This is a genomic window from Streptomyces sp. Ac-502 (genome assembly GCF_045222935.1).
In the GTDB taxonomy this organism is placed as follows: domain Bacteria; phylum Actinomycetota; class Actinomycetes; order Streptomycetales; family Streptomycetaceae; genus Streptomyces; species Streptomyces monomycini.
Genome location: NZ_JBHFFO010000001.1, coordinates 5,028,784 through 5,051,305 on the forward strand (window position 1 = coordinate 5,028,784; position 22,522 = coordinate 5,051,305).

19 protein-coding genes and 2 pseudogenes are annotated in these 22,522 nt (G+C 71.5%); 11 read left to right on the top strand and 10 right to left on the bottom strand.

What is annotated here, in order from left to right; genetic code table 11:
- Positions 1 to 167: 167 nt before the first annotated feature.
- The 3 genes from ACEXOX_RS22650 to ACEXOX_RS22660 all read left to right on the top strand — a co-directional run bounded on the left by ACEXOX_RS22650 (position 168) and on the right by ACEXOX_RS22660 (position 4,528).
- A complete protein-coding gene (locus tag ACEXOX_RS22650) occupies positions 168 to 1,001 on the top strand; it encodes a C40 family peptidase (protein WP_406522835.1) in 834 nt (277 codons plus the stop codon).
- A 280-nt stretch (positions 1,002 to 1,281) separates the two neighbouring features.
- Positions 1,282 to 2,652: a hypothetical protein gene (locus ACEXOX_RS22655; RefSeq protein WP_406522837.1), complete on the top strand. Its 1,371-nt coding sequence runs from the start codon at positions 1,282 to 1,284 to the stop codon at positions 2,650 to 2,652.
- Positions 2,653 to 3,088: 436 nt separating this feature from the next.
- A complete protein-coding gene (locus ACEXOX_RS22660; RefSeq protein WP_406522838.1) occupies positions 3,089 to 4,528 on the top strand; it encodes a hypothetical protein in 1,440 nt (479 codons plus the stop codon).
- Here the strand turns inward: ACEXOX_RS22660 and ACEXOX_RS22665 are convergent.
- Positions 4,449 to 5,702, bottom strand: coding sequence for a DUF418 domain-containing protein (locus ACEXOX_RS22665; RefSeq protein WP_406522840.1), 1,254 nt, complete (start codon positions 5,700 to 5,702; stop codon positions 4,449 to 4,451). The two genes, ACEXOX_RS22660 and ACEXOX_RS22665, sit on opposite strands and share 80 nt — an antisense overlap.
- Before the next feature lie 190 nt (positions 5,703 to 5,892).
- On the opposite strand from ACEXOX_RS22665, the gene ACEXOX_RS22670 reads away from it, so the two are divergent.
- Positions 5,893 to 6,150: a hypothetical protein gene (locus ACEXOX_RS22670; RefSeq protein WP_406522841.1), complete on the top strand. Its 258-nt coding sequence runs from the start codon at positions 5,893 to 5,895 to the stop codon at positions 6,148 to 6,150.
- A 16-nt stretch (positions 6,151 to 6,166) separates the two neighbouring features.
- On the opposite strand, the pseudogene ACEXOX_RS22675 reads toward ACEXOX_RS22670, so the two are convergent.
- Positions 6,167 to 7,449: pseudogene (locus ACEXOX_RS22675) on the bottom strand (geranylgeranyl reductase family protein).
- Positions 7,450 to 7,598: 149 nt separating this feature from the next.
- Between ACEXOX_RS22675 and ACEXOX_RS22680 the strand changes: the two are divergent.
- Positions 7,599 to 8,138 (top strand): GNAT family N-acetyltransferase, encoded by a 540-nt coding sequence (locus ACEXOX_RS22680; RefSeq protein WP_406522842.1) that lies wholly within the window; start codon positions 7,599 to 7,601, stop codon positions 8,136 to 8,138.
- Between the two features lie 58 nt (positions 8,139 to 8,196).
- Here ACEXOX_RS22680 and ACEXOX_RS22685 read toward each other — a convergent pair whose 3' ends face one another.
- The 6 genes and pseudogenes from ACEXOX_RS22685 to ACEXOX_RS22710 form a co-directional block, all read right to left on the bottom strand.
- Positions 8,197 to 8,895, bottom strand: coding sequence for a demethylmenaquinone methyltransferase (locus ACEXOX_RS22685; RefSeq protein WP_406522843.1), 699 nt, complete (start codon positions 8,893 to 8,895; stop codon positions 8,197 to 8,199).
- Positions 8,896 to 9,125: 230 nt separating this feature from the next.
- Positions 9,126 to 9,731: a Uma2 family endonuclease gene (locus tag ACEXOX_RS22690; RefSeq protein ID WP_406522844.1), complete on the bottom strand. Its 606-nt coding sequence runs from the start codon at positions 9,729 to 9,731 to the stop codon at positions 9,126 to 9,128.
- Between the two features lie 100 nt (positions 9,732 to 9,831).
- Positions 9,832 to 10,377 carry an imidazolonepropionase-like domain-containing protein gene (locus tag ACEXOX_RS22695; protein ID WP_406522846.1) on the bottom strand — a complete coding sequence of 182 codons (546 nt, stop codon included), beginning with the start codon at positions 10,375 to 10,377 and terminating at the stop codon, positions 9,832 to 9,834.
- A gap of 30 nt (positions 10,378 to 10,407) precedes the next feature.
- Positions 10,408 to 11,607: a cyclic dehypoxanthinyl futalosine synthase gene (mqnC, locus tag ACEXOX_RS22700; RefSeq protein ID WP_406522848.1), complete on the bottom strand. Its 1,200-nt coding sequence runs from the start codon at positions 11,605 to 11,607 to the stop codon at positions 10,408 to 10,410.
- Between the two features lie 142 nt (positions 11,608 to 11,749).
- Positions 11,750 to 12,274, bottom strand: a complete 525-nt coding sequence (locus tag ACEXOX_RS22705; protein WP_406526695.1) for a hypothetical protein — start codon at positions 12,272 to 12,274, stop codon at positions 11,750 to 11,752.
- A gap of 78 nt (positions 12,275 to 12,352) precedes the next feature.
- Positions 12,353 to 13,614, bottom strand: a pseudogene (locus tag ACEXOX_RS22710) (serine/threonine-protein kinase); the annotation flags it as partial.
- Between the two features lie 160 nt (positions 13,615 to 13,774).
- On the opposite strand from ACEXOX_RS22710, the gene ACEXOX_RS22715 reads away from it, so the two are divergent.
- Entirely contained in the window at positions 13,775 to 14,950 is a 1,176-nt protein-coding gene (locus ACEXOX_RS22715) for an alpha/beta hydrolase (RefSeq protein WP_406522850.1), read from the top strand.
- Positions 14,951 to 15,089: 139 nt separating this feature from the next.
- Here ACEXOX_RS22715 and ACEXOX_RS22720 read toward each other — a convergent pair whose 3' ends face one another.
- Positions 15,090 to 15,989, bottom strand: a complete 900-nt coding sequence (locus tag ACEXOX_RS22720) for a menaquinone biosynthetic enzyme MqnA/MqnD family protein (protein ID WP_406522851.1) — start codon at positions 15,987 to 15,989, stop codon at positions 15,090 to 15,092.
- Between the two features lie 249 nt (positions 15,990 to 16,238).
- Here ACEXOX_RS22720 and ACEXOX_RS22725 point away from each other — a divergent pair, with 249 nt between their 5' ends.
- The 3 genes from ACEXOX_RS22725 to ACEXOX_RS22735 all read left to right on the top strand — a co-directional run bounded on the left by ACEXOX_RS22725 (position 16,239) and on the right by ACEXOX_RS22735 (position 19,122).
- A complete protein-coding gene (locus ACEXOX_RS22725; RefSeq protein ID WP_003984261.1) occupies positions 16,239 to 16,442 on the top strand; it encodes a cold-shock protein in 204 nt (67 codons plus the stop codon).
- A 182-nt stretch (positions 16,443 to 16,624) separates the two neighbouring features.
- Positions 16,625 to 17,821: an AraC family transcriptional regulator gene (locus ACEXOX_RS22730; RefSeq protein WP_406522852.1), complete on the top strand. Its 1,197-nt coding sequence runs from the start codon at positions 16,625 to 16,627 to the stop codon at positions 17,819 to 17,821.
- Positions 17,822 to 17,904: 83 nt separating this feature from the next.
- The gene (locus ACEXOX_RS22735; protein ID WP_406522853.1) at positions 17,905 to 19,122 is read left to right on the top strand and encodes a lipase family protein; all 1,218 of its coding nucleotides are present in this window, start codon (positions 17,905 to 17,907) and stop codon (positions 19,120 to 19,122) included.
- A gap of 135 nt (positions 19,123 to 19,257) precedes the next feature.
- On the opposite strand, the gene ACEXOX_RS22740 is transcribed toward ACEXOX_RS22735, so the two are convergent.
- Positions 19,258 to 21,255, bottom strand: coding sequence for an AMP-dependent synthetase/ligase (locus ACEXOX_RS22740; RefSeq protein WP_406522854.1), 1,998 nt, complete (start codon positions 21,253 to 21,255; stop codon positions 19,258 to 19,260).
- Positions 21,256 to 21,467: 212 nt separating this feature from the next.
- Between ACEXOX_RS22740 and ACEXOX_RS22745 the strand changes: the two genes are divergently transcribed.
- Both ACEXOX_RS22745 and ACEXOX_RS22750 read left to right on the top strand, forming a co-directional pair.
- On the top strand, positions 21,468 to 21,614 hold the full coding sequence (locus tag ACEXOX_RS22745) for a hypothetical protein (protein WP_406522855.1): 147 nt from the start codon (positions 21,468 to 21,470) through the stop codon (positions 21,612 to 21,614).
- Positions 21,614 to 22,513, top strand: a complete 900-nt coding sequence (locus ACEXOX_RS22750; protein ID WP_406522857.1) for a MaoC family dehydratase — start codon at positions 21,614 to 21,616, stop codon at positions 22,511 to 22,513. Before ACEXOX_RS22745 ends, ACEXOX_RS22750 begins: the two co-directional genes overlap by 1 nt.
- Positions 22,514 to 22,522 lie beyond the last annotated feature (9 nt).

Here is a 22,522-nt window from a genome sequence, read left to right on the forward strand (position 1 = left end):
CTTCGGCCCGTAAATGCCATGCGTAAGAACATGATCACGAAATTCGGGCCGCCCACCGTCCGTCCGCCGACCGGCGAAAAGTCCCTTTTATTCATCGCGTACGCGTCAAGTGTGGCGCACGCCACCTTTGTTGGCAGCAACCTGTGGCTCCTGATAGCCGTGGTGCCATGTCCCCGAACGCAGTCATACCCAGCCACCGGAAGCCCCGCCGTTCCGCGTCCTCGCGGGCACTGCGCGCAGGGGTCACCGGTGGCATCATCACCCTGGCGGTGACCGGCGCGAGCATGCCGGCCAGCGCCGCGGAGAAGCCCGTCTCCGAGACCCAGGAAATGCCGACCATCACGTCGGCACTGGCCACCAGCCTGGCCAAGAGCGCGGACACCGCCCAGCAGATGGCGCTGGACTACGAGCGCCAGGCCGCACAGGACACCGCCACCGCCCAAGCCACCGAGGCCGCCACCAAGGCGAAGGACGAGGCCGACAAGAAGGCCGCGGCCGAGAAGAAGGCCGAAGAGGCCCGTCAGGCCGAGGAGAAGGCGAAGGAGAAGGAGAAGGCCGAGCAGCAGCGCGCCTCCCGCTCCTCCGAGCGCACCTCGCTGCGCTCCCTGGCCGCCACGTCCGACGACTCCCCCGTCACCGGCGCGACCGGCAGCACCTCCTCCCTGGTCGGCTTCCTGCGCGCGCAGCTGGGCAAGTCCTACGTGCTCGGCGCCTCCGGCCCGTCCGCGTACGACTGCTCCAGCCTGGTGCAGGCCGCCTACCGCACCATCGGCATCGACCTGCCGCGCACCTCGCAGCCGCAGAGCACCGCCGGTACGCAGGTGGACCTGGGCAACCTCCAGGTCGGCGACATCCTGTACTGGGGCAGCGCGGGCAGCGCATACCACGTCGGCGTCTACGTCGGTAACGGCAACTTCATCGGTGCCCAGAACTCCAGCACCGGCATCGTGGAGAAGCCGCTGAGCTACAGCCAGCCGACCGGCGCGGTCCGCGTCCTGTAGGACGCCCCCACGCACGGCCGAGGGCCGCCGTTCCCACCGCTCGGGAACGGCGGCCCTCGTGCGTTGCGCCCGCAAAGTACCCGTATGCCGTACATGACGGCCGATCATCGGATCGGCCGTCATCGTCCATTCGATGAAGAGACGCCCGTTCGGCACAACTACCGTAACGACTCTGTCCCAGTTGTACCTCTCGCCGTACTCATCCCTTCCGCCCCGTAATGCCCGCACCCTCTTTTTCGTGGCACCGGACAGCGGCTGACGAGAGGAAGCACTTACTTAAATGAAAATCCGTCGTGCCCATACTTTGCGCGCCATCGCCTGGACGGTGACGGCCACCGCTCTTGCCTCCACTCTCAGTCTGGTGCCGGCCGCCGCCGACCCCGCCTGCCCGCCGGCCGAGCCTCAACAGAAGCCCGCCAATACCTGTCCCGCACCGTCCGCCGAGAAGCAGGCCGCGAGGAAGCAGGCAGCCAAGAAGCAGGCGGCCAGGAAACAAGCCGCGAAAAAGACCGCTGCCAAGAAGCAGGCCAGTGACAAGCAGGCCGCTGCCCGGAAGCAGGCGGCACGGAAGCAGGCGGCGAAGAAACTGGCCGCACGGAAGCAGGCTGCCGAGAAGCAGGCAGCGCGGAAGCAGGCGGCCAAGAAGCAGGCCGCCAGAAAACAGGCCGCGCGAAAGCAGTCACCCCAGGCGCCGACGGTGGCCTGCCGCCCGCCGAAGCCCAAGCCGAAGCCCGCGGCCACCTGCCAGGCCGCGCCCCGGAAACCCGCCGCGAAGAAACCCGCCGCGAAGAAGCCGTCCGCGCAGCGGCCGACCACCCAGCGACCCCCGGCGAAGCGGCCCCCGGCGAAGCGGCCCCCGGTCGAGAAGCAGGCCGCCAAGAAGCAGCCGGCCAAAAAGCCCCCGGCCCGGCGGAAGCAGCTGAAGAAGGACCACGGCTGGAGCTGGGAAGGGCTTTACATCGACGCCGCCGACCTGCGCAAGGTCAATGTCTTCCTGGCCCGTGCCAAAAAGGCCGAACGCACCGTCAGCCCCCAGGTGCGCAGCATCGCCCGCCGGACCAAGGCCACCGTGGTCGGATACGAGAACCGCCTGAGGTCCCCGGAATCGGTCAAGCGCGCGGTCGCCCGCACCATGCAGGGCAGCCCCACCACCACCGCGGACGAGGCGCTGGAAAGGATCAACGACTCCGTTCGCTACATCCTCCAGTGGCCGGACAAGTCCTACGTCAAGGGCGTCCAGGATTCCACCAAACTGCTGGCCGGGTGGAAGAACGCGAATCTCCGGTGGTCCAACACCTGGGCGCGGCCCCGCGGTTACAAGGGCATCAACACCGCCTGGCGGGCGAACGATTCGGGCCACCCGTACGAGCTGCAATTCCACACCCCGAAAAGCCGCGCCGCGCAACGGCAGAGCCGGGCCCTGTACGAGGAAGCCCACCGCCCCAGGACCACCTCCCAGCGCCGGGCCCAGATTCAGGGCCAGATGAACAGGATCTACGCCACGGTTCCCTGCCCCGCGGGCTCCCAACTCCTCAACGGCCCCCGCCGCCGCTCAGTGGAACGCAAGGTCGTGAACGGACGGCATTACGTACGGTCCGTACCGGTCATGGCCCGCGACACGTTCATGGCGTTCGGGCCCCCCACGCAATAGGCCCCGCCCCACTCCGCCCCTCGACCTTTCCCGCTCGCGGCCCGGGTGTCCGCCCCACAGTTCCTGGAGCGCGGGCGGGACAGGTCAGGCCGGACTGTACAGCCTGGAGGCGTGCGCCCGGGGCCGAGTCGGCCGTGTTGACGGCATGCTCACCGGCACACGGGATTCCACGACCCGGTGAGCCGCGTCGCGGCGTGCCGTGTGGTCCTGAAAAGAACCGGGAAAGAACTGACCAACCTCCCCTCCCTGTCCCCATTTTCCGTTTGTCACCTGATCAGGTGACGCGCTCGCTTACCGGGGCCCGGAGGCTGTACGTTCACGCCACAACCCAAAAAGAACGGCCCCCGGCGGGACTTGCGATCCCAATGCCGAGGGCCCGATCAAGAGGAAGCGAAACCTTCCCCATGATCGTCAAGAGGAAGCAAGGACCTTCCCCATGACTCGACTTGAGTCTAACGCGCCCGTCCGCTCCGTCGCTGCGATTCGGCCGTTCTCCGGAGTGATCCACGTACGGCACCACCACACGGTCAGCTTCACGGTCGTCGGCAACCACCTGGCCCTCAACCCGATGATCTCCACCATGGCCCTCGGCTACGCCGTACGCGTACAGGCCATGCCCGACGGCGCCACCATCAGCATCCGGAAGCTCGCCTCGAAGTACGCGGAGACGGAGTACGTGATCGGCGAGGCGCTCAAGGAGCTGGAGGCCGAGGGCTACCTGGTCCGGGAGCGGGTCCGCATCGACGGCCAGCGCATCGTCACCCGAACCACGTACTACGAGAACCCGAAAGACCGTTTACGGTCGCCCGCGCCGACGCCGACGCAGCAGCAGGCCCCGCCGCCACCTCCACCTCCACCCGCGCCCTCGCCACCGCCGCCACCACCACCAACGCCATCGCCATCGCCTCGCCCACAGCCTGTGGACATCCCCGAGCCCCCACGGACGGACACGGCCGTTGCGCCGGAGGAGCCCGAGGCGATCGAGGTGTCTGAGGTGATCGAGGTGCCTGAGGTACCCAAGGTGCCTGAGGTACCCGAGCCCGAGGCACCTGCGCCCTGCGAGAAGGCCGAGGCCACTGAGGCATCTACGGCCTCCGAGGCCCCTGAGACGCCCAAGACACCCGAGGGCCCCGTGGTTCCCGAGACGCCCGAGGCACCCGCCGCGATCGAGGTGCCCCAGCCGCCGCAGGTGGCCCCACAGCCCCAAGTGGCCCCGCAGCCCCAGGCACCCTCGCCGCCCCAGGTGGCCCCGTCAGCCCAGGTAGCCCCGTCAGCCCAAGTGCCCCCGCCGCCCCAAGTGATCCCACCACCCCGCACCCCCGCCGCACCCCCCGTCCTCGTCCCCTCCCCGGCCGCCGACCTCCTCTGCGGCCTGCGGCTCGCCGACGAGCGCCTGACGCTCTCCGTACGGGACGTGAACCGCCTGGCCCCGGCCGTCTCGGTCTGGCTCGACCGTGGTGTGTCGGCCGCGTACGTCGTCCATTCGCTCGTCTCGAAACTCCCTCCCGGCGCGATCGGCCACCCGGCCTCGTTCCTGAAGCACCGCCTGACCGAGAAACTGCCGCCGCCCCTGCCCGCCCGGCCCCCCGAGGAGCCGAGGCGCGTGCGCGCCACCGGCCAGGAGTGTCAGTTCTGCGGCCTCCCCTTCGCGGCCCCGCCCGGTTCCCCGGCTACGGCCCCGACCCCGGCCCCGTCGTCGTCCCTGGTCCGCTGCCCCCGCTGCCGTACGGCCGAGGAGTGGACGGCGGCGGCACCCCGGCCGGCCGCCCTGCGCAACGTCCAGGCGCCCACCCGCCTCAGGACCGGAGCAGCCGCTTCTGGACGGACTCCAGCGGCCCGTGCTCGAAGCGCCGCAGCCAGAGCCTTGCCCCGCTGACCAGTACCGCGCACACCGCCGCCCACAGGCCCAGCACCCACCAAGGCCCGTGGTCCGCCCACCGTGCGGCCAGGCCGAGTCCGAGTCCGTAACAGACCAGGACGCACAGCACGTTCTGCAGGACGTAGCAGGACAGCGCCGTACGGCCGACCGCGGTGAGCCCGGCGGTCAGCGGGCCCGGCCGGCGTACGCGGTCGACGAGCAGGCCGATGAGGCCCAGGTAGCCGACGGCGACGACGGGGGCGGCCCCGTACCGGGCCACCAAGGCCAGGTCCGGACCGGCCGCCACCGCGGCCACGTTGAGCGGGACGCCGATGCCCAGGCCCCAGCCGCACAGACGGCGCCGGATGCGCCGCCCGGGCGCGTCCGGGCGGAAGGCGCCCGCCCGGTACAGCCGCACACCGAGGTGAAAGAGGAGGACGAGCAGCGCGAAGGAGATGACGGGTTCCATGCGCAGGGCGATCGCGTTCTGGAGTCGGAAGGCGATCTGGTCCAGGTAGTTTCCGTCGGCGTACAGGTCGACAACCCGAGGGTTCACGCCCGCACTTGGAGCGCTCCCGGTGTCCTCCCCGGACCCGCCCCCGGCCACGGCGGCCAGCGTCAGCAACCCCAGCACCACCCCGTGCACCCCGCCCGCCACCCACACCAGCACCCGCTGCGTGCGCGCCGTGCGCGTCAGCTGCCAGGCCACCAGAAGGGCGACGACCGCGTATCCCATCAGCACGTCCCACGCGAAGACGAGGACGAAATGCACGGTGCCCTCGACGAAGAGGAACAGAGCCCGCCACTTGTACCGGCCCGGCCACGGACGGCCGCGTTTCGCGGCGGATCCGAACTGGATGGCCAGGCCGACACCGAAGAGAATCGTCAGCATCGAGAGGAACTTGCCGTCCGCGACGAACCGGAAGACGCCCTCCACGGTCCCGGCCCACGAGGCGCCGAACGACGCCGCGGTGACGTTGCCGTTCAGCACACCCCACTCCGCGCCCGGCGCCGCGAAGATCCAGACGTTGGTCATCAACGTCCCCAGGATCGCCACTCCGCGCAACACGTCCAGCAACGGCAACCGCCCGGCCCGGCCCGCCCCGCCCGGACCAGCCACCTCCGGCACAGTCCCCCGTACCCGCGTCTCCGCCACGCCGCTTCCTTCCCCCGGTGCCCGCTTTCCCACCATGGTCGGGCCGGGGAGATCCCGATGCTTCGTCCGCGACGACGAGAAACGACTACACCGTTCGATGCAGCAGCGGTTCTACCAAGCGGGCACCTGAAAGACGTAGGCCCGCTCGGGCTCACCCTGTCGCCTCGCGGGCCTCTCGCAGTACGGCCACCAGCTCGTCCCGCGCAGCGCTCCACGCCGGATCATCGTGGTCGAGTGCCTGGAGGGCATGTTCGGCGGCACGGCGTCGGGACGGCAGATCGGGGCGGCGCTCGATCTCGATCTCGCCGGCCCACCCGGTCAGCCACCCGCGGATCGGGCCAAGGCTCTCCGTCTTGGCCGCGAGCTCGAAGGCTTCGTTCTACGGCTTGCCGCGCAGCAGCTCCGTGCGGTCGTGGCCGCCGACCGCACGGCATTCGGCCCCGTCCCCGCCGAGACACGGCGGCAGGCGGAACAGGAGTGGTGAGCAGACGGCTGAACCGTCAGGCTCGCGGCGCCACCTTGCTCAGCCCGTTGATGATGCGGTCCATCGCGTCGCCGCCCGTGGGGTCGGTGAGGTTGGCGAGCATCTTGAGGGTGAAGCGCATCAGTACGGGGTGGGTCAGGCCGCGCTGGGTGGCGATCTTCATGACCTTCGGGTTGCCGATGAGCTTCACGAAGGCGCGGCCGAGGGAGTAGTAGCCGCCGTAGGTGTCCTTGAGGATCTTCGGGTAGCGCTGGAGGGCCAGCTCACGCTGGGCGTACGTGGCGCGGGCGTGAGCCTGGACGATGACCTCGGCGGCGATCGAGCCGGACTCCATGGCGTACGCGATGCCCTCGCCGTTGAACGGGTTGACCAGACCGCCCGCGTCACCGACGAGCAGCAGGCCCTTGGTGTAGTGCGGCTGGCGGTTGAAGGCCATGGGGAGGGCGGCGCCGCGGATCGGGCCGGTCATGTTCTCCGGCGTGTAGCCCCAGTCGGCGGGCATGGAGGCGCACCACGCCTTGAGGATCTCGCGCCAGTCCAGCTCCTTGAAGGAGGAGGACGTGTTGAGGACGCCGAGGCCGACGTTGCTCGTGCCGTCGCCCATGCCGAAGATCCAGCCGTAGCCGGGGAGCAGGCGGTCCTCGGCGCCGCGGCGGTCCCACAGCTCCAGCCAGGATTCGAGGTAGTCGTCGTCGTGGCGGGGCGAGGTGAAGTACGTACGGACCGCGACGCCCATCGGGCGGTCCTCGCGGCGGTGCAGGCCCATCGCCAGGGAGAGGCGGGTGGAGTTGCCGTCCGCGGCCACCACGAGGGGGCGTGGAAGGTGACCGGCGTCTTCTCCTCGCCGAGCTTCGCCTGGACGCCCTCGATGCGGCCCGTCAGGTCGTTGATGACCGGCGCGCCGACGTTGCAGCGCTCGTACAGGCGTGCGCCGGCCTTCTGCGCCTGGCGCGCGAGCTGCTCGTCGAAGTCGTCACGCTTGCGGACCAGGCCGTAGTCCGGGTACGAGGCCAGGTCCGGCCAGTCGAGCTGGAGGCGGTTGCCGCCGCCGATGATGCGCAGGCCCTTGTTGCGCAGCCAGCCCGCCTCTTCGGAGATGTCGATCCCCATGGAGATCAGCTGCTTGGTGGCGCGGGGCGTGAGGCCGTCGCCGCAGACCTTCTCGCGCGGGAAGGCGGTCTTCTCCAGGAGGAGGACGTCCAAGCCGGACTTGGCGAGGTGGTACGCGGTCGCCGAGCCGGCGGGACCGGCCCCGACCACGATGACGTCCGCGCTGTACTCGGAGCGGAGGGTGTTCACGGACTCGCTCACGGACTCGCTCACGGCATCAGTCGCGGACTCGGTCACGGCGGGATCTCCCGGAAGTCGATATCTGGGTGCCGACCGGCACTGGGCCCCGTCAGTCTATGGGGGCACAGGTGATCAGTATCTGAAGGGTTGGTCGGTGCATGCACGAGCCACTGGGAGCACCACGGACACCGTCCGGAACGGGTTTCACGCTGCGCGTGCCGGACGAGGAGGACGCGTGGCACTGGCACCGGGTGTTCGACCACCCGGAGGTGATGGAGTTCCACGGCGGCGCCACCGCCGAACTCTCCGTCTACCAGGAGCTGACCGCACGACAGCGCAGGCACCACGCCGAGCACGGGTTCTGTCTGTACTCGATGGTCGACGCGGAAGGACCGGCGGCCGACGCCGTCCTCGGCTTCACGGGCGCGCAGCCCTGGCCGCACGACTGGGGGCCGGTGGGCGAGATCGAGATCGGCTGGCGGCTGGGGCGGGCGTACTGGGGCAAGGGGTACGCGACGCAGGCGGCCCGGGCCGCGCTGGAGGTGGTGCGGGCCGCGGGGGTACGGAGCGTGGTCGCGATGGTGGCGGCCGGGAACGAGCGGTCCGTCGCGGTGACCCGACGGCTCGGGATGCGGCACGCGGAAACGTTCCGTACGCCGTCCGGGCGGCAGGGGTACTGCTTCCGGCTGGAGCTGTGAGGAGGCGTGGAAGACGTACGGGAGAGGGGGCAGCGGCCGGGCCGGGCCCCCTCCGCCGTCACGCGTCCGGCTTCGTCCCCCGGTGCAGGGCGACGATGCCGCCCGTCAGGTTGCGCCAGGCCACCTTCGACCAGCCCGCCCCCTGGAGCCGCGCCGCCAGCGCCGGCTGGTTGGGCCAGGAGCGGATGGACTCGGCGAGGTACACGTACGCGTCCGGGTTGCTGCTCACCGCGCGCGCGACGGGCGGCAGCGCCCGCATCAGGTACTCGGTGTAGACCGTACGGAAGGGGCCCCACGTCGGCTCGCTGAACTCGCAGATGACGACCCGGCCGCCGGGCTTGGTGACCCGGTGCAGCTCACGCAGGGCGGCGTCCGTGTCCTGGACGTTGCGCAGCCCGAAGGAGATGGTCACGGCGTCGAACACGTCGTCGGCGAAGGGCAGACGCATCCCGTCACCGGCCACGAACGGCATCCACGGGCGGCGCTTCTTGCCCTCGCCCAGCATGCCGACGGAGAAGTCGCAGGGGACGACGTAGGCGCCGGTGCGGGTGAAGGGCAGCGAGGAGGTGCCCGTACCGGCGGCGAGGTCGAGCACGCGCTCGGCGGGGCGCGCCGCGACGGCCCGCTCCACCTCCTTGCGCCACAGCCGCGCCTGCCCGAGGGACAGCACGTCGTTGGTGAGGTCGTAGCGCGCCGCCACGTCGTCGAACATCGCGGCGACGTCCTGCGGCTGCTTGTCCAGAGAGGCTCGGGTCACCCGGCCATTGTTCCTTACGGCTCCGGAAGGCGTTGGTCGGGGACGGCCCGATGCCCCCTCAGAACATCCGGGCGGTCCAGCGGTGCAGCGTCGTGCGCGAAGCATCGTGAGCGGCCGAATGGGCCGTCCCCGCGGGAAAGATCCTGCCGGGTGGAGGTGGGGGTTCCGGTTCCGTTGACGGGGTCCTGACGCAGGACGCGTCGGCCTTCACGGATCGTTGACGCCCGGCCTCACAGCTCCAGCAGACTCGCCAGGTCGATGCCGATGGGGAACGGGCGGTCGGTCTCCAGTTTCCCGGTGTGGCGAGGGTGCTCGGGGGCGGGAACGTACTCGCCCACGTCGCGACGGAGCCAGAACTCGTGCACCACCGGCCTGTCGTCCGCACCCCGCTCCACACGCCAGAAGTACGGGATGCCCGTCTCGGCGTACATGAAGGGCTTGCTGCTCCGGTCCCGGACCTGAGAGCCCGGTGAAACCACTTCCACTACGAGCTTCACGATGGCAGCCGACGTGGCCGTCAACAAGGCGACGTCGATCCCGCTCTTGTCGAAGACGGCGATGTCGGGCTTGACGGAGTTGTAGGCGTCGAGCACCAGACACCGCTCGGCATTGACGCCGTACAGGTCGGGCTTCAGCTGCTTGATGCGGAAGAACATCTCGTCCCGGACTTGGTCGTGCCACCATTCCGCCATCCCCCGAACCACGATCACTCCGTCCATGAGTTCCCAGTCGAAGGGCAGCTCCAGATCCTTGACCTGGTCGAACGTCCACTGCCCCCCGGGCGGGTTCATCCAGGTCTCCGGAGTTGCCTTCTCCAGCCGCCGGTCAGTGCTCATCACTGCTCCCATGGACGCGAGTGCGGATCACGGTCCTGAATACGACAGTACCGTCACACGAAGTGACGGGCGGGCTTCTCGGCGTTGACGGTGGTGACGCTCAGCGTCCCCGGTACACCAGCCGCCCGCCCAGCACCGTGACCAGGCAGCGGCCGTCCTCCGCGAAGACCGCGAAGTCGGCCGGGGCGCCGGGAGCGAGAGGCTGCGGGCCGGGCCGGTCGCGGAGGCCGGAGCGGGCGACCGCCGTGCGGACGGCGGGACGGGTGAAAGGGCCGGAGACCGATGTCGTGCCGGTGGCAAGCAGGCGCTGGACACCCCGGCGGGCGCTCGCGCCCCAGCGGGTGTCGGTCATGCCGAGGGCGGTGAGGGCGTCGCCGGTGAGCGGGGCGGTGCCCAGCTCGTCGGCCTCGCGCGGGTCGGGGTGGTAGGCGGATTCGAGCAGTGCGGCGCCGTCGGGTTCGTGGCGGCCTGGGGTCAGCGTGCCGTCCCACTCGCGGACGCGGGCCCGTTCGCCGTAGCGCTCGTGCAGCTCCTCGAACGGGCCGACGGCCTCGACGCGGTCGCCGGAGACGACGACCGCGTGCCCGGGGCCCGGGGCGCCGTCAGGGGCGCGGCGGACGCCGAGCACGCGGTGGATCGTCAGCACGTGGGGCTCACCGGAAGTCTCGGCCGGGGCTCAGTTGGCGTCGACGAGCTTCAGCTCGGGGTGTGCTGTGCCGCCCTCGATGGCCGTGGAGGAGATGTGCGAGGTCACGCGGTCGTCGACCGGGTCGTTGGCCGGGTCGTCGTGCACGGCCAGGTGCTCGTACGTGGTCGCGCGCTGCGCCGGGACGCGGCCCGCCTTGCGGATCAGGTCGATGATCTCCTGGCGGTTGGAGCGGTGCTTGGCGCCGGCGGAGGAGACCACGTTCTCCTCCAGCATGATCGAGCCGAGGTCGTCGGCGCCGTAGTGCAGGGAGAGCTGGCCGATCTCCTTGCCGGTGGTCAGCCAGGAGCCCTGGATGTGGGCGACGTTGTCGAGGAAGATCCGGGCGATGGCGATCATGCGCAGGTACTCGAAGATCGTCGCCTGGGTGCGGCCCTTGAGGTGGTTGTTCTCGGGCTGGTAGGTGTACGGGATGAAGGCGCGGAAGCCGCCCGTACGGTCCTGCACGTCACGGATCATGCGCAGGTGCTCGATGCGCTCGGCGTTGGTCTCGCCGGTGCCCATGAGCATGGTGGAGGTCGACTCGACGCCCAGGTTGTGGGCGGTCTCCATGATCTCCAGCCAGCGCTCGCCGGACTCCTTCAGCGGGGCGATGGCCTTGCGCGGGCGCTCGGGCAGCAGCTCCGCGCCGGCGCCGGCGAAGGAGTCCAGGCCCGCGGCGTGGATGCGGCGGATGGCGTCCTCGACGGAGGTCTTGGAGATCCGGGCCATGTGCTCGACCTCGGAGGCGCCGAGGGAGTGGATGACCAGTTGCGGGAAGGCCTTCTTGATGGCGGAGAAGCGCTCTTCGTAGTACTCGACGCCGTAGTCGGGGTGGTGGCCGCCCTGGAACATGATCTGGGTGCCGCCCAGCTCGACGGTCTCGGCGCAGCGGCGCAGGATGTCGTCGAGGTCGCGGGACCAGCCCTTGGCGGTGTCCTTGGGCGCGGCGTAGAAGGCGCAGAACTTGCAGGCCGTCACGCACACGTTGGTGTAGTTGATGTTGCGCTCGATGATGTACGTCGCGATGTGCTCCGTACCGGCGTAACGGCGGCGGCGCACGGCGTCGGCGGCGGCGCCCAGCGCGTGCAGCGGAGCGGAACGGTACAGGTCCAGCGCTTCCTCGGGCGTGATCCGCCCGCCTGCCGCGGCGCGGTCGAGTACGGACTGAAGGTCGGCGTTCTCGGTCACCGGGCGTCCCTTCGGAGGCGGGCATAACGACCGAACCAGCGTACGCCAGCGGTACGACAGGCCTGGCGGCGGCCGGGCCGGGCGGCGCGCGAAGGGCTGGGCGCGGGCCCTCCGGCGGGCGGAGCGGTGGTTCTCCGGCGGGTCAGCCGCCGGTCTTCTTCATGGTGGCGCGGGGACGGCCGCCCGCCTCGTCGTCCGAGGAGAAGGAGAGCGTGCCGTCCTTGCCGAGCGTGTATGTGACGGCCGCCTCGGCTCCCGTACAGCCAGGCCCGGGCTTGCCGTCCGTGCGCTCCCGGAGGGTCAGGGTGGTGGCGGTGGCGGACACCAGTTTCGCCTTGGCCGCGCACCGGGCGATCAGGAAGTCGTACGAGGTGTGGACGACGTAATCACCCTTGGCGCCCGGGGCGATGGTGCTGGTGATGGTGCCGTTGGGGATGTCGTGACGGGTGACGACCGTGCCGGTCCAGGTGCCGAGGAAGGACTTCGGGACGGCCGACTCCCCGGGCCGGGAGCCGCCGGGCGACGGGGTCTGCCCGCTGCCGGGCGGCTTCGCGGCCGCGTCCCTGCCGTCCCCCTCGCCCTGGCCGGGCAGCAGCTGGAAGACGAACGCGGCGGTCGTCGCGGCGGCGAGCGCACCGGCCACGGACAGGACCAGCGTGCAGCTCATCCGGCGGCGTCCGGGGGTACCGCTGCCGAGGGCGCCCTTGAGGGTGAGGCGGCGTTCCTTGGAGGAGGGCGGAGAGGAGGGCTGGGCGGGTGCTTCCGGCGGGTTCGGTGGCTGGGTGGGGGCGGCACCGGCAGTTGGCCAGGAGGGGTGGGAAGAGGGATGTGAAGGGTGGGGGTGAGGCTGAGGGTGGGGCTGGGGCGGGATGTAGGTCGGTTGCCGGCCGGAGGCAGCGGGGGCGGGCGTGCCGGGGCCGGGCGTGCCGGGGCCGGGCGGGGCGTCGAAAGGAACGAGGCCGGACGGCGCCCCGTGCGAGGGAGTGCCGGGCACCCCGTACGCAGGGGCGTCGGGCACCCCGTACGAAGCAGCGACAGGCCCTCCGTACGCAGACGCCGGCGGATCTCCGTACGCAGGCGCGGCAGGCCCCCGGTGTCCCCCGCCCGCGCGTCCAGGTTCAGCAGTTCCACCGCCTGCCTGCTGACGCGTTCGACCAGCGGCGCCGGCAGCCAGCCAGAGCGCGCCGGTTCGCCGCACGCTTCCGCGCCGCCCAGCCGCCGGGCGATCTCCTCGGGGGCGGGCCGGTCCTCGGGGCGCTTGGCCAGGCAGGCCGTGGTGATTTCGCGGAGTTCGCCCGTGAGGGCGGTGCCGAGGTCCGGTTCGCCGTGGACGACCTTGTAGAGGAGGGCCGCCGAGCTGTCCCCGGTGAACGGGCCGGCGCCGGTGGCCGCGTAGGCCAGTACCGCGCCGAGCGAGAAGACGTCGCAGGCGCCGGTGACGTCCTGGCCGAGGATCTGCTCGGGCGCCATGTAGCCGGGTGAGCCGACGGAGACGCCGGTGGCGGTCAGCGCGGCGCTGCCGTCCGTGGCGCGGGCGATGCCGAAGTCGATCAGCAGCGGGCCGTCGAGGGTGAGCAGGACGTTGGACGGTTTGACGTCCCGGTGGACCAGGCCGTGGGTGTGCACGGCGGCCAGCGCCCGGGCGAGCCCGGCGCCCAGCGTCCGTACGGCGGGGCCGTCCAGCGGGCCGAAGTCCTCGACGGCGCGGGTGAGCGAGGGGCCCGCCACGTAACCGGTGGCCACCCAGGGGACGGGCGCGTCGGGGTCGGCGTCCAGTACGGGCGCGGTCCAAGCGCCGCCGACCCGGCGCGCGGACTCCACCTCGCGCCGGAAGCGGGCCCGGAACTGGTCGTCGGCCGCGAACTGCGCGTGCACGGACTTCACCGCGACGGTACGGCCGCCGGCGCTGCGCCCGAGGTAGACCCGGCCCATGCCGCCCGCGCCGAGCCGGCCCAGCAGCCGGTACGCACCGATGACGCGCGGATCGTCCGCCCCCAGCGGCTCCATGGCTTCGCCTCCCCCTGCCGGCCCGGATCACGGCACAGCCTATGACCCAGGTCATGCCCGGTCCGGTGAACCCGCACAGCGGCTTTCGCCATCAAAGAGGTGGAACGCCAGCAACCGTCCGACTTGTCCTGCGGGGCAGCACACCCATCCGGAGACCTTCGTGCAGCACCAGCCCGGGGAGCAGCCCTCGAACGGCCCTGGGGGCCGGTCCGCGTACGGGTACGAGTCCGACGGCGGGCCCGCGTACGGCCCCGCCCGGGAGCACCGCGCGCCGCGCCGCCGCGCGGGCAGGCGGAAGCGGCTCTGGCTGGCGGGGGCGGCCGTGGTCGTACTGGGCCTGGTCGCCGTGCCCGTACTGAACGCCTTCGACGTCTTCTCCGACAACGGCGAGCCGATGACCTTCGGCCAGCCCCGCCCGGACGGTGGCGGCGCCGACGGTTCCGGCGGCGCGGGCGGGGCGTCCGGCGGGTCCGCGCCGGGGGTGCGGATGCCCACCGGGCCGCAGGCGCAGTTCACGACGGCGAACACGCTGGACGACGGCACCAAGATCGGCGTGACCACGCTGCACGGCAAGAAGTCCGGCTTCACGGGCCGGGTCTGGGTGTGGGCGCCCAAGGAGTACTACGAGGAGAAGTACGCGAAGAGCGCGTTCCCGGTGCTCATTGCGCTGCCCGGCGGCCCCGGCTATCCGGTCAACTACTGGATGGGAACCGACCTGAAGTTGCAGAGCAGCATCAGCGAGTGGTCGAAGTCGGGCAAGAGCAAGCCGTTCATCGTCGTCATGCCGGTCCTGAACGCGGACGACAAGAATTACTACGACGGCAGCGACATCCCGGGGCAGCCGAAGATGGGCACCTGGATGTCCGACGACGTCCCCGATCTGGTCAAGGCCAACTTCCGGACCTTCGCCTCACGGGACGGCTGGGCCTTCATGGGCTCCTCCTCGGGCGCCTTCGTGGGCCTCAAGCAGGTGCTCCAGCACCCCGACCGGTTCAAGGCCGTGATCGCGAGCGGTCCCGACACCCGGCCGGACTCGCCGCTGTGGCGCGGCCACGAGAAGGAGCAGCGGGCCAACGACCCGGAGCAGCTGGCCAAGCAGCTGATCGCCAGGCCCGGGGCCCCGGACGTGCACCTCGCCTTCCAGATCGGCACCAAGGAGAGCGGCCGGGCCAAGCTGGAGTCCTTCATGAAGAAATACGGCAAGGGACCGATCAAGACCCACCTGCAAGTGATCGAAGGCGGCGGTCACAACGCCAGGGGATATGTCCGTGGCATGGACGAGGGAACCATGCAATGGATCAGCAACGTGATGCCGGGCCCGACGCCCGCCCCCTGACGCGCCGGCCGGGCATTTCGTACGCCTTCCTTACTTTCTCCGGCTGACTTCCGTGCCGTTTCCGTACGCCTTCCCTACACGTTCCCTACGTGTTCCGTACGCGTCCCGTACGGAAGGAATTCGCCGCCGGAAACGGAAGTCAGCCCTGCGGGGTCCGCAGCAGGTCGACCCGGACATCCGCCGGATAGCCGGTCGATTCTCCGGTCCTGCGGGCGAATTCCGTCACGCCGCGCAACTGGTCCGGGCCGAAACGGAAGTCCAGTGTCGTGAAGTAGCGTTCCAGCACCTGCTCGTCGAAGGCCTCCCAGCGTGCGGCCTGCTCGGCCACCTTGCCGACCTCTTCGAGCGACAGGTCCCGGGAGGCCAGGAACGCCTCGTGCACCTTGCGTACGACGAGGGGCTCGCGCTCCAGGTAGTCCCGGCGGGTCGCCCAGACGGCGAAGACGAACGGCAGCCCCGTCCAGTCCTTCCACATCTGGCCCAGATCGTGCACCTGGAGGCCGAGCCGCGGCGCGTCGTGCAGGTTCGCGCGCAGCGCCGCGTCCCCGATCAGCACGGCGGCCTCCGCCTCCTGCATCATCACGCCGAGGTCGGGCGGGCAGGTGTAGTACTCAGGAGTGACGCCGATCTTCTCGGCCAGCAGCAGTTGGGCCAGTCGTACGGACGTACGGGAGGTCGAGCCGAGTGCGACCCGAGCCCCGTCCAGCTCCTCCAGGGGCTTCTGCGACACGATCACGCACGACATGACCGGACCGTCGCAGCCGACCGCCAGGGCGGGGAAGGCGACCAGGTCGTCGGCGGCCCGCAGGAACTCCACGAGGGTGACCGGCGCGATGTCGAGATCGCCGCGCACCAGCTGTTCGCTGAGCTTTTCCGGGGTGTCCTTCGTGAGCTCCAGGTCGAGCAGCGTGCCCGTACGCGCGAGGCCCCAGTACAGGGGCATACAGTTCAGGAACTGGATGTGGCCCACCCGCGGCCGGCTCCGACGGTGGTCGGCTGCGGCTCCTGCGGATGCGTCTCCAACGGTTGAATTGTCCACATGCGGAGGCTAGCCCCGGAGGGTGCCGGACGATGCGGCGGGGCCGCCTGTGGCCACTGCACCGCCCGGGTAAACGTGATCTTTGGCTCTTCCGCCCTCCAAGCGCCCCGTGCTACGCTCAGCGCAAGTTGCAGTTTGGTTTCCCTTGCAGTACAGAGCCTGCGGAGCATGTGACGCCGCAGGCTTTTGTAGTTTTCAGACTTCTTGCAGGTTCTGGAGCAGGGCAACCCTTTGGCCCAAGGAGGGCTTATGGCTACCGGAACCGTGAAGTGGTTCAACGCTGAAAAGGGCTTCGGCTTCATCGCCCAGGACGGCGGCGGCCCGGATGTCTTCGTTCACTACTCTGCGATCAACGCCTCTGGCTTCCGCTCCCTGGAGGAGAACCAGCAGGTGAACTTCGACGTCACGCAGGGCCCGAAGGGTCCGCAGGCGGAGAACGTCACGCCGGTCTGAGTTGCCCGGTCCGACCGATCGCGGTCGACTTAGCAGTACCCAAGGAGCCCCGCTCCTTCCTTTCGGGGAAGGGGACGGGGCTCCTGCCTTTCCCGCACCCCGCCGCACGAAAGCGGGCAGGCGGGTTTTCGGCGCTCCGGCCCTCCTGACCTCTTCGGCCCCCGCGGCTACCGTGCAGATTCATGACCGGGCCGACCATCGCGGTGCACCATGTGCGGGCCGTACTCAGCGGTGCGCGGCGGATGGGTGTGGACATCGTGCCGCTGTTGCAGGCGGCGCGGATCTCGCCCCTGCTGCTCGCGGACGAGCGGGCGCGGGTCACCGCCGACCGCTTCGCCCGGCTGGTCAGGGAGGTGCACCGGGCGACGGACGACGAGTTCCTGGGCCTCGGACCGCTGCCCAGCCGCCGCGGCACCTTCGCCATGATGGGCCTCGCCTGCCTGGGCTGCCCCGACCTCGGTACGGCGCTGGAGCGGGCCGTACGGTTCTACGGGCTGTTCCCCGGCGGGCCGGAGATGACGGTGACGGTGGGGTCTCCTGGGGTGACGGTGGGGTCTCCTGGGGTGACGGTGGGGTCTCCCGGTACCGCCACCGGCCCCGGTAGCGCCACCAGTCCCGGAACCGCCACCGTCCCCGGCAGTGCCATCAGCCCCCGTAACACCCCCGCTCCCACCCCCGCCCCCGCTCCCGCCCCCGCCGAGTTCTCGATCCGTACCGATCTGCGCCCGTACCCCGAGGCCACCTTCCTCGCCGAGTCCGTGCTGATCATCTGGCACCGGCTCTCCAGCTGGCTCGTCGGCCGCCGGATCCCGCTGCGCCACGCCCGCTTCGCCCACCCCGCCCCCGCACACGCGCACGAGTACGAGCTGCTCTTCGGCTGTGCGGTGCGCTTCAGGGCGCCGCACACCGCGGCGGCCTTCGACGCCCGCTGGCTGGCGGCGCCCGTCGTCCGGGACGAGGCGGCGCTGACGGCGATGCTGCGGCGGGCGCCCGCCGATCTGCTGAGCCGCCGGGAGTACGGCACGACCGTCACCGAGCGGGTACGGCACACGCTCGTCCTCGCCCTGCGCGCCACCGGCCCGGCCCGGCTGCCGGAGGCGGCCGAGATCGCGGCGCGGCTGGCGGTCAGCCCGGCGACGCTGCGCCGCCGGCTCCAGGAGGAGGGCACCTCGTACCAGCGCCTGAAGGACGCGGTGCGCCGGGAAGCGGCGATCAGCTCGCTGACGGCGGGCCGGGAGCCGATCGCCGAGCTGGCGGCGCGGCTCGGCTTCTCCGAGGACACCGCCTTCCACCGGGCGTTCCGGCGGTGGACGGGGACCACGCCGGGCGCGTACCGGCTGCGTCCGCCCGCCGCTGCCCTTTGGGGTCAGCAAAGCTGAGCGTCCTGGTCAGCGCCGTACTTACCCGGGAGTCACTACGGTCACCCCACATACCCCGTCCTCCGGACCGTTGGGAGAGCCGCATGGTGCCCCACATCCCCCATGACCGGCGTGCGTCCCGCGCGCTGCGCGCCACCGCCGTCACCGCCGTCACGGCGCTCACCCTCTCGCTCGGCCTCACGAACGCCACCGCCACCGCGCAGTCCGCCCCGGCGGCCCCGCAGGCGGCAGCGCGCCCCGGCGACGTCGTGGCCTCCTCCCCCACCTCCTTCCACCCACTGCCGGGCCAGCCGACCCGCACCCGCGCCTGGCACATGGAGTACCGCTCGACCACCGCCAAGGGCACCCCGAACGTCGTCTCCGGCACCGTCATCGTCCCGGACGACGGCCGCACCGGGCCCCGCCCGCTGGTCACGTACGCCGTCGGCACGGTCGGCCTCGCCGACCAGTGCGCGCCCTCGGCCGGCTTCCCCAAGGGCACCACCGTCGAGGCCAACCTCATCCAGCAGCTCACCGCCCGCGGCTGGGCGGTCGCCGTGACCGACTACGAGGGCCTGGGCACGCCCGGCGACCACACCTACACCGTCGGCCGCGCCGAGGGGCAGGCCGTCCTGGACGCCGCGCGCGCCGCGCAGCGGCTGCCCGGTGCCGTGCGGGCGGGCGTCACCCCGGACTCCCCGGTCGGGATCATGGGCTATTCGCAGGGCGGCCAGGCCTCCGGCTGGGCGGCCGAGCTGCACGGTACGTACGCGCCCGAACTGAAGGTCAAGGGCACCGCGACCGGCGGCGTCCCGGCCGACCTGCTCAAGGTCGCCGACTTCAACAACGGCAACGTCGGCGCGGGCCTGATCCTGATGGCGGCCGTCGGCCAGGACGCCGCGTTCCCGGAGCTGGACCTGGCGAAATACCTCAACGACAAGGGCCGGCACTACGTCGGCTTCATGAAGAAGAACTGTGTGGCGATCGACGCCATCGCCGGTGCCTTCAAGAAGATCTCCGACGTCACGGTCAAGAACCCGCTGTACGAGGCAGACTGGCAGCAGCGGCTGCGGGAGTCGGACCTCGGTACGCGCAGGCCGGACGCGCCGGTGTTCCTCTACCACGGCACGCTCGACGAGCTGATCCCGTACGGCGTCGGCAAGCGGCTGCGCGCGGACTGGTGCGCCGAGGGCGCCGAGGTGCGGTGGGCCCCGATCCCGCTGGGTGAGCACGTCGTCGGCGCGGTCGCGGGCGCCGTACCGGCCGCCGACTGGCTGGCGGGCCGCTTCGCCGGGAAGCCGGCGGGCGGCAACTGCGGCTGAGCCGGCGGCGGCAGGCATACGAGGAGGAACCCCGTGCCACTTCCCCCACAGAGGTGACACGGGGTTCCGGTCTGCCGGCCCGGCCGAACCGGCCGGAGCGCATACGAGGTTACCCGGCGGTCAGTTAACGGAGCATCAGTACGGGGCCTCCGGCGCGTACAACTCCTTCACCTCCGCACCGAAGTCCCGTGCGACGGCGGCCCGTCGCAGCTTCAGGGACGGGGTGAGGTGACCGGCCTCCTCCGTGAAGTCGACCGGCAGCACGGTGAACCGGCGTATCGATTCGGCGCGCGAGACCAGCTGGTTGGCGTCGTCCACGGCGTCCTGGATGTCGGCCAGCAGCGCCTCGTCACGGACCAGTTCCGCCAACGGCACCTGCTGTTTCCTCCGCATCTGCCGCCAGTGCGCCAGCCCGTCCGGCTCCAGCGTGACCAGCGCGGTGACGTACGGGCGGCCGTCGCCGACGACCATGCACTGGCCGACCAGCGGGTGCGCCCGCAGCCGGTCCTCCAGCGGGGCCGGGGCGACGTTCTTGCCGCCGGAGGTGACGATCAGCTCCTTCTTGCGGCCGGTGATGGTCAGGTAGCCGTCCGCGTCCAGCGCGCCGATGTCGCCGGTCGCCAGCCAGCCCCCGTCCGGCGCGCCCGCCCCCGACCCCGCGTCCGTTCCCGTCCTCCCTCCCGCTCCGCTCTCGTCCACGTCCCCGGCCGGCAGCGGCCCGCCGGTCGCGGCGTCCCAGTAGCCGCTGAAGACCTGCCCGCCGCGCAGCAGCACCTCCCCGTCCTCCGCTATCCGTACGGCGGTGCCGGGCAGCGGCCGGCCGACCGTGCCGATCCGGGGTTTGAGCGGCGGGGTGAGAGTGGCGGCCGCCGTTGTCTCGGTGAGCCCGTACCCCTCGAATATCTCGATGCCCGCGCCGGCGTAGAAGGCCGCGAGCCGCCGACCGAGCGGGGAGCCGCCGCAGATCGCGTAGCGGACCTTGCCGCCGAGCGCGGCACGGATACGGCGGTAGACCAGCGGGTCGTACATCCGCCGGGCCGCTTTCAGCGCCACGCCGGGGCCGCTGCCCGTGCCGTGCTCCTGCGCCTCGACGGCCTCCCCGTAACGCCGCGCGATCGCGGCGGCGCGGTCGAAGGAGGCGGCCCGGCCCATCTTCTCGGCCGTGGCGCGGCCGGTGTTGTAGACCTTCTCCAGGACGTAGGGGATCGCGAGCAGAAACGTGGGGCGGAAGGCGGCGAGGTCGGCGAGGAGGTCCTCGGTACGGATGCTGGGCGCGTGGCCGAGCCGTACCCGGGCGCGCAGGCAGCCGACCGCGACCATCCGGCCGAAGACGTGCGACAGGGGCAGGAAGAGCAGCGTGGAGGCGGGTTCGCTGCTGACCGACTTGAAGACCGGGTGCAGCAGTTCGATGGCGTTGTCCACCTCGGCGAAGAAGTTGCCGTGGGTCAGCACACAGCCCTTGGGGCGGCCGGTGGTGCCGGAGGTGTAGACGAGGGTGGCGATGTCCGACGGGCCGGTGGCCGCCCGCCGTTCGGTCACCAGCGCGTCCGGGACCGGCCGTCCGGCCGCCACGATCTGCGGTACGGCGCCGGTGTCCAGCTGCCACAGGTGGCGCAGTCCGGGCAGCCCGGACCGGACGCCGCTCACCAGCCGGGCCTCCGCGACGCTCTCCACGACACAGGCCGCCGCACCCGAGTCCTGGAGGATCCAGTGCGCCTGGTGGGCCGAGGAGGTCGGGTAGACGGGCACGGTGACCAGGCCGGCCGCCCACGCGGCGAAGTCGACCAGCGTCCACTCGTACGTCGTACGGGCCATGATGGCCAGCCGGTCGCCCGGCCGCAGCCCGTGCGCGATCAGGCCCTTGGCCACGGCCAGCACCTCGGCGGCGAACTCGGCGGCGCTCACGTCCCGCCACGCGCCCCCGGCGTCCTGTCCCGCCTTCTTGCGCGCCAGTACGGCCTCGCCGGGCGCTTGCGCGGCGTTGTCGAAGGGGATGTCTCCCAGTGAACCGGTCCGCACCGGCGCCACCAGCGGCGGTACGGACACCTCCCGCACGGCCCCGTCCCGCACCCGGGTGCGGGGCTCCGCCGGAGCGGGCGCCGGTGGCCCGCCTTGCCGTTGCTGACTGGACACGAGCGGCTCCTCGTCTCACGGTGGTCGCACGGTGTGCGCGGCGCGGCGGCCGGCGCGGCACAACGGCCGGCGGACTCCAACAGGCCGGAGGAGCAGGCCCGTTGAGCGGCCGGGGACGGCGCGCGGCCCGCAGGTTCGCGCTCTCGACCAACACCTGACCCGACAGTAACCTTACTTCGAAGTAAATTTACGCGAGGACCAGGAGTTGGCCAATGCCCGAGCACCGTCTTCCTCCCGCCGATGCGGCCCCGGCCCTCCTCCGCACCCCTGGAACCCGCCGCCGGACGACCGTCACCGCCCGCCGCGCAACACCCGGCGCGGACCGCCCGCTGACCGCGCCGCGCCGGCCGGGCGCCTGATGACGGCCGACGTGCCGGGCGGCGCGGCCACCGGCCTGTCCCGCGCGCCGCGGCTGATGCCCGTACTGGCCAAGGGCGTACTGACCGGCTTCGGCAAGCGCCCGCGGCCGGACGCCGTGCTGCCGCGCACCCGCCTCGTCCTGCCCGCCGTCCGCATCGGGCTGGGCCGGGCCGCCACGTACGCCCGGGTCTGCGGGTACGACGCCACCGAACCGCTGCCCGTCACCTACCCGCACATCCTCGGATTCCCGCTGGCCGCACGGCTGATGAGCGCACGGGACTTCCCGCTGCCGATGCTGGGCCTGGTGCACACCGGCATCGAGATCACCCAGTACGCGCCGCTGCACCCGACCGACACGCTCGAACTGACGGTGTACGCGAGCGCGTTGCGGCCGCATCGCCGCGGTACCGAGGTGGTGATGACCACCGAGGCGCGCCGTGGGGGCGCGCTGGTGTGGCACGACCGGAGCTCGTATCTGGCACGGCACCGGACGGCGGGCGGCGAGGGGACCGGGCGCCCCGATCCCCCGCCTCCCGGCCCCCGCGAACTGCCCGTACGCGCCCGCTGGCGCCTGCCCGCCGACCTCGGCCGCCGCCATGCCGCCGTCTCCGGCGACTACAACCCGATCCATCTGCACGCGCTCACGGCCCGCCCGCTCGGCTTCCCCCGGGCCATCGCGCACGGCATGTGGACCTTCGCGCGCTGCGCCGCCGAGGCGGTGCTGCCGGGTACGGCGACGCTGCGCATCTCGGCGGAATTCCGCTCCCCGGTCCTGCTGCCCGCCACCGTCGCGTACGCGTACGAGACCACGCGCGACGGCGGCGCGTTCCAGCTCCGCGGCGGCCCGGACGGGCGGCCCCGCGTCCACTTGGAGGGCCGGGTCGAAACGGACGTATGACGCCCGGGG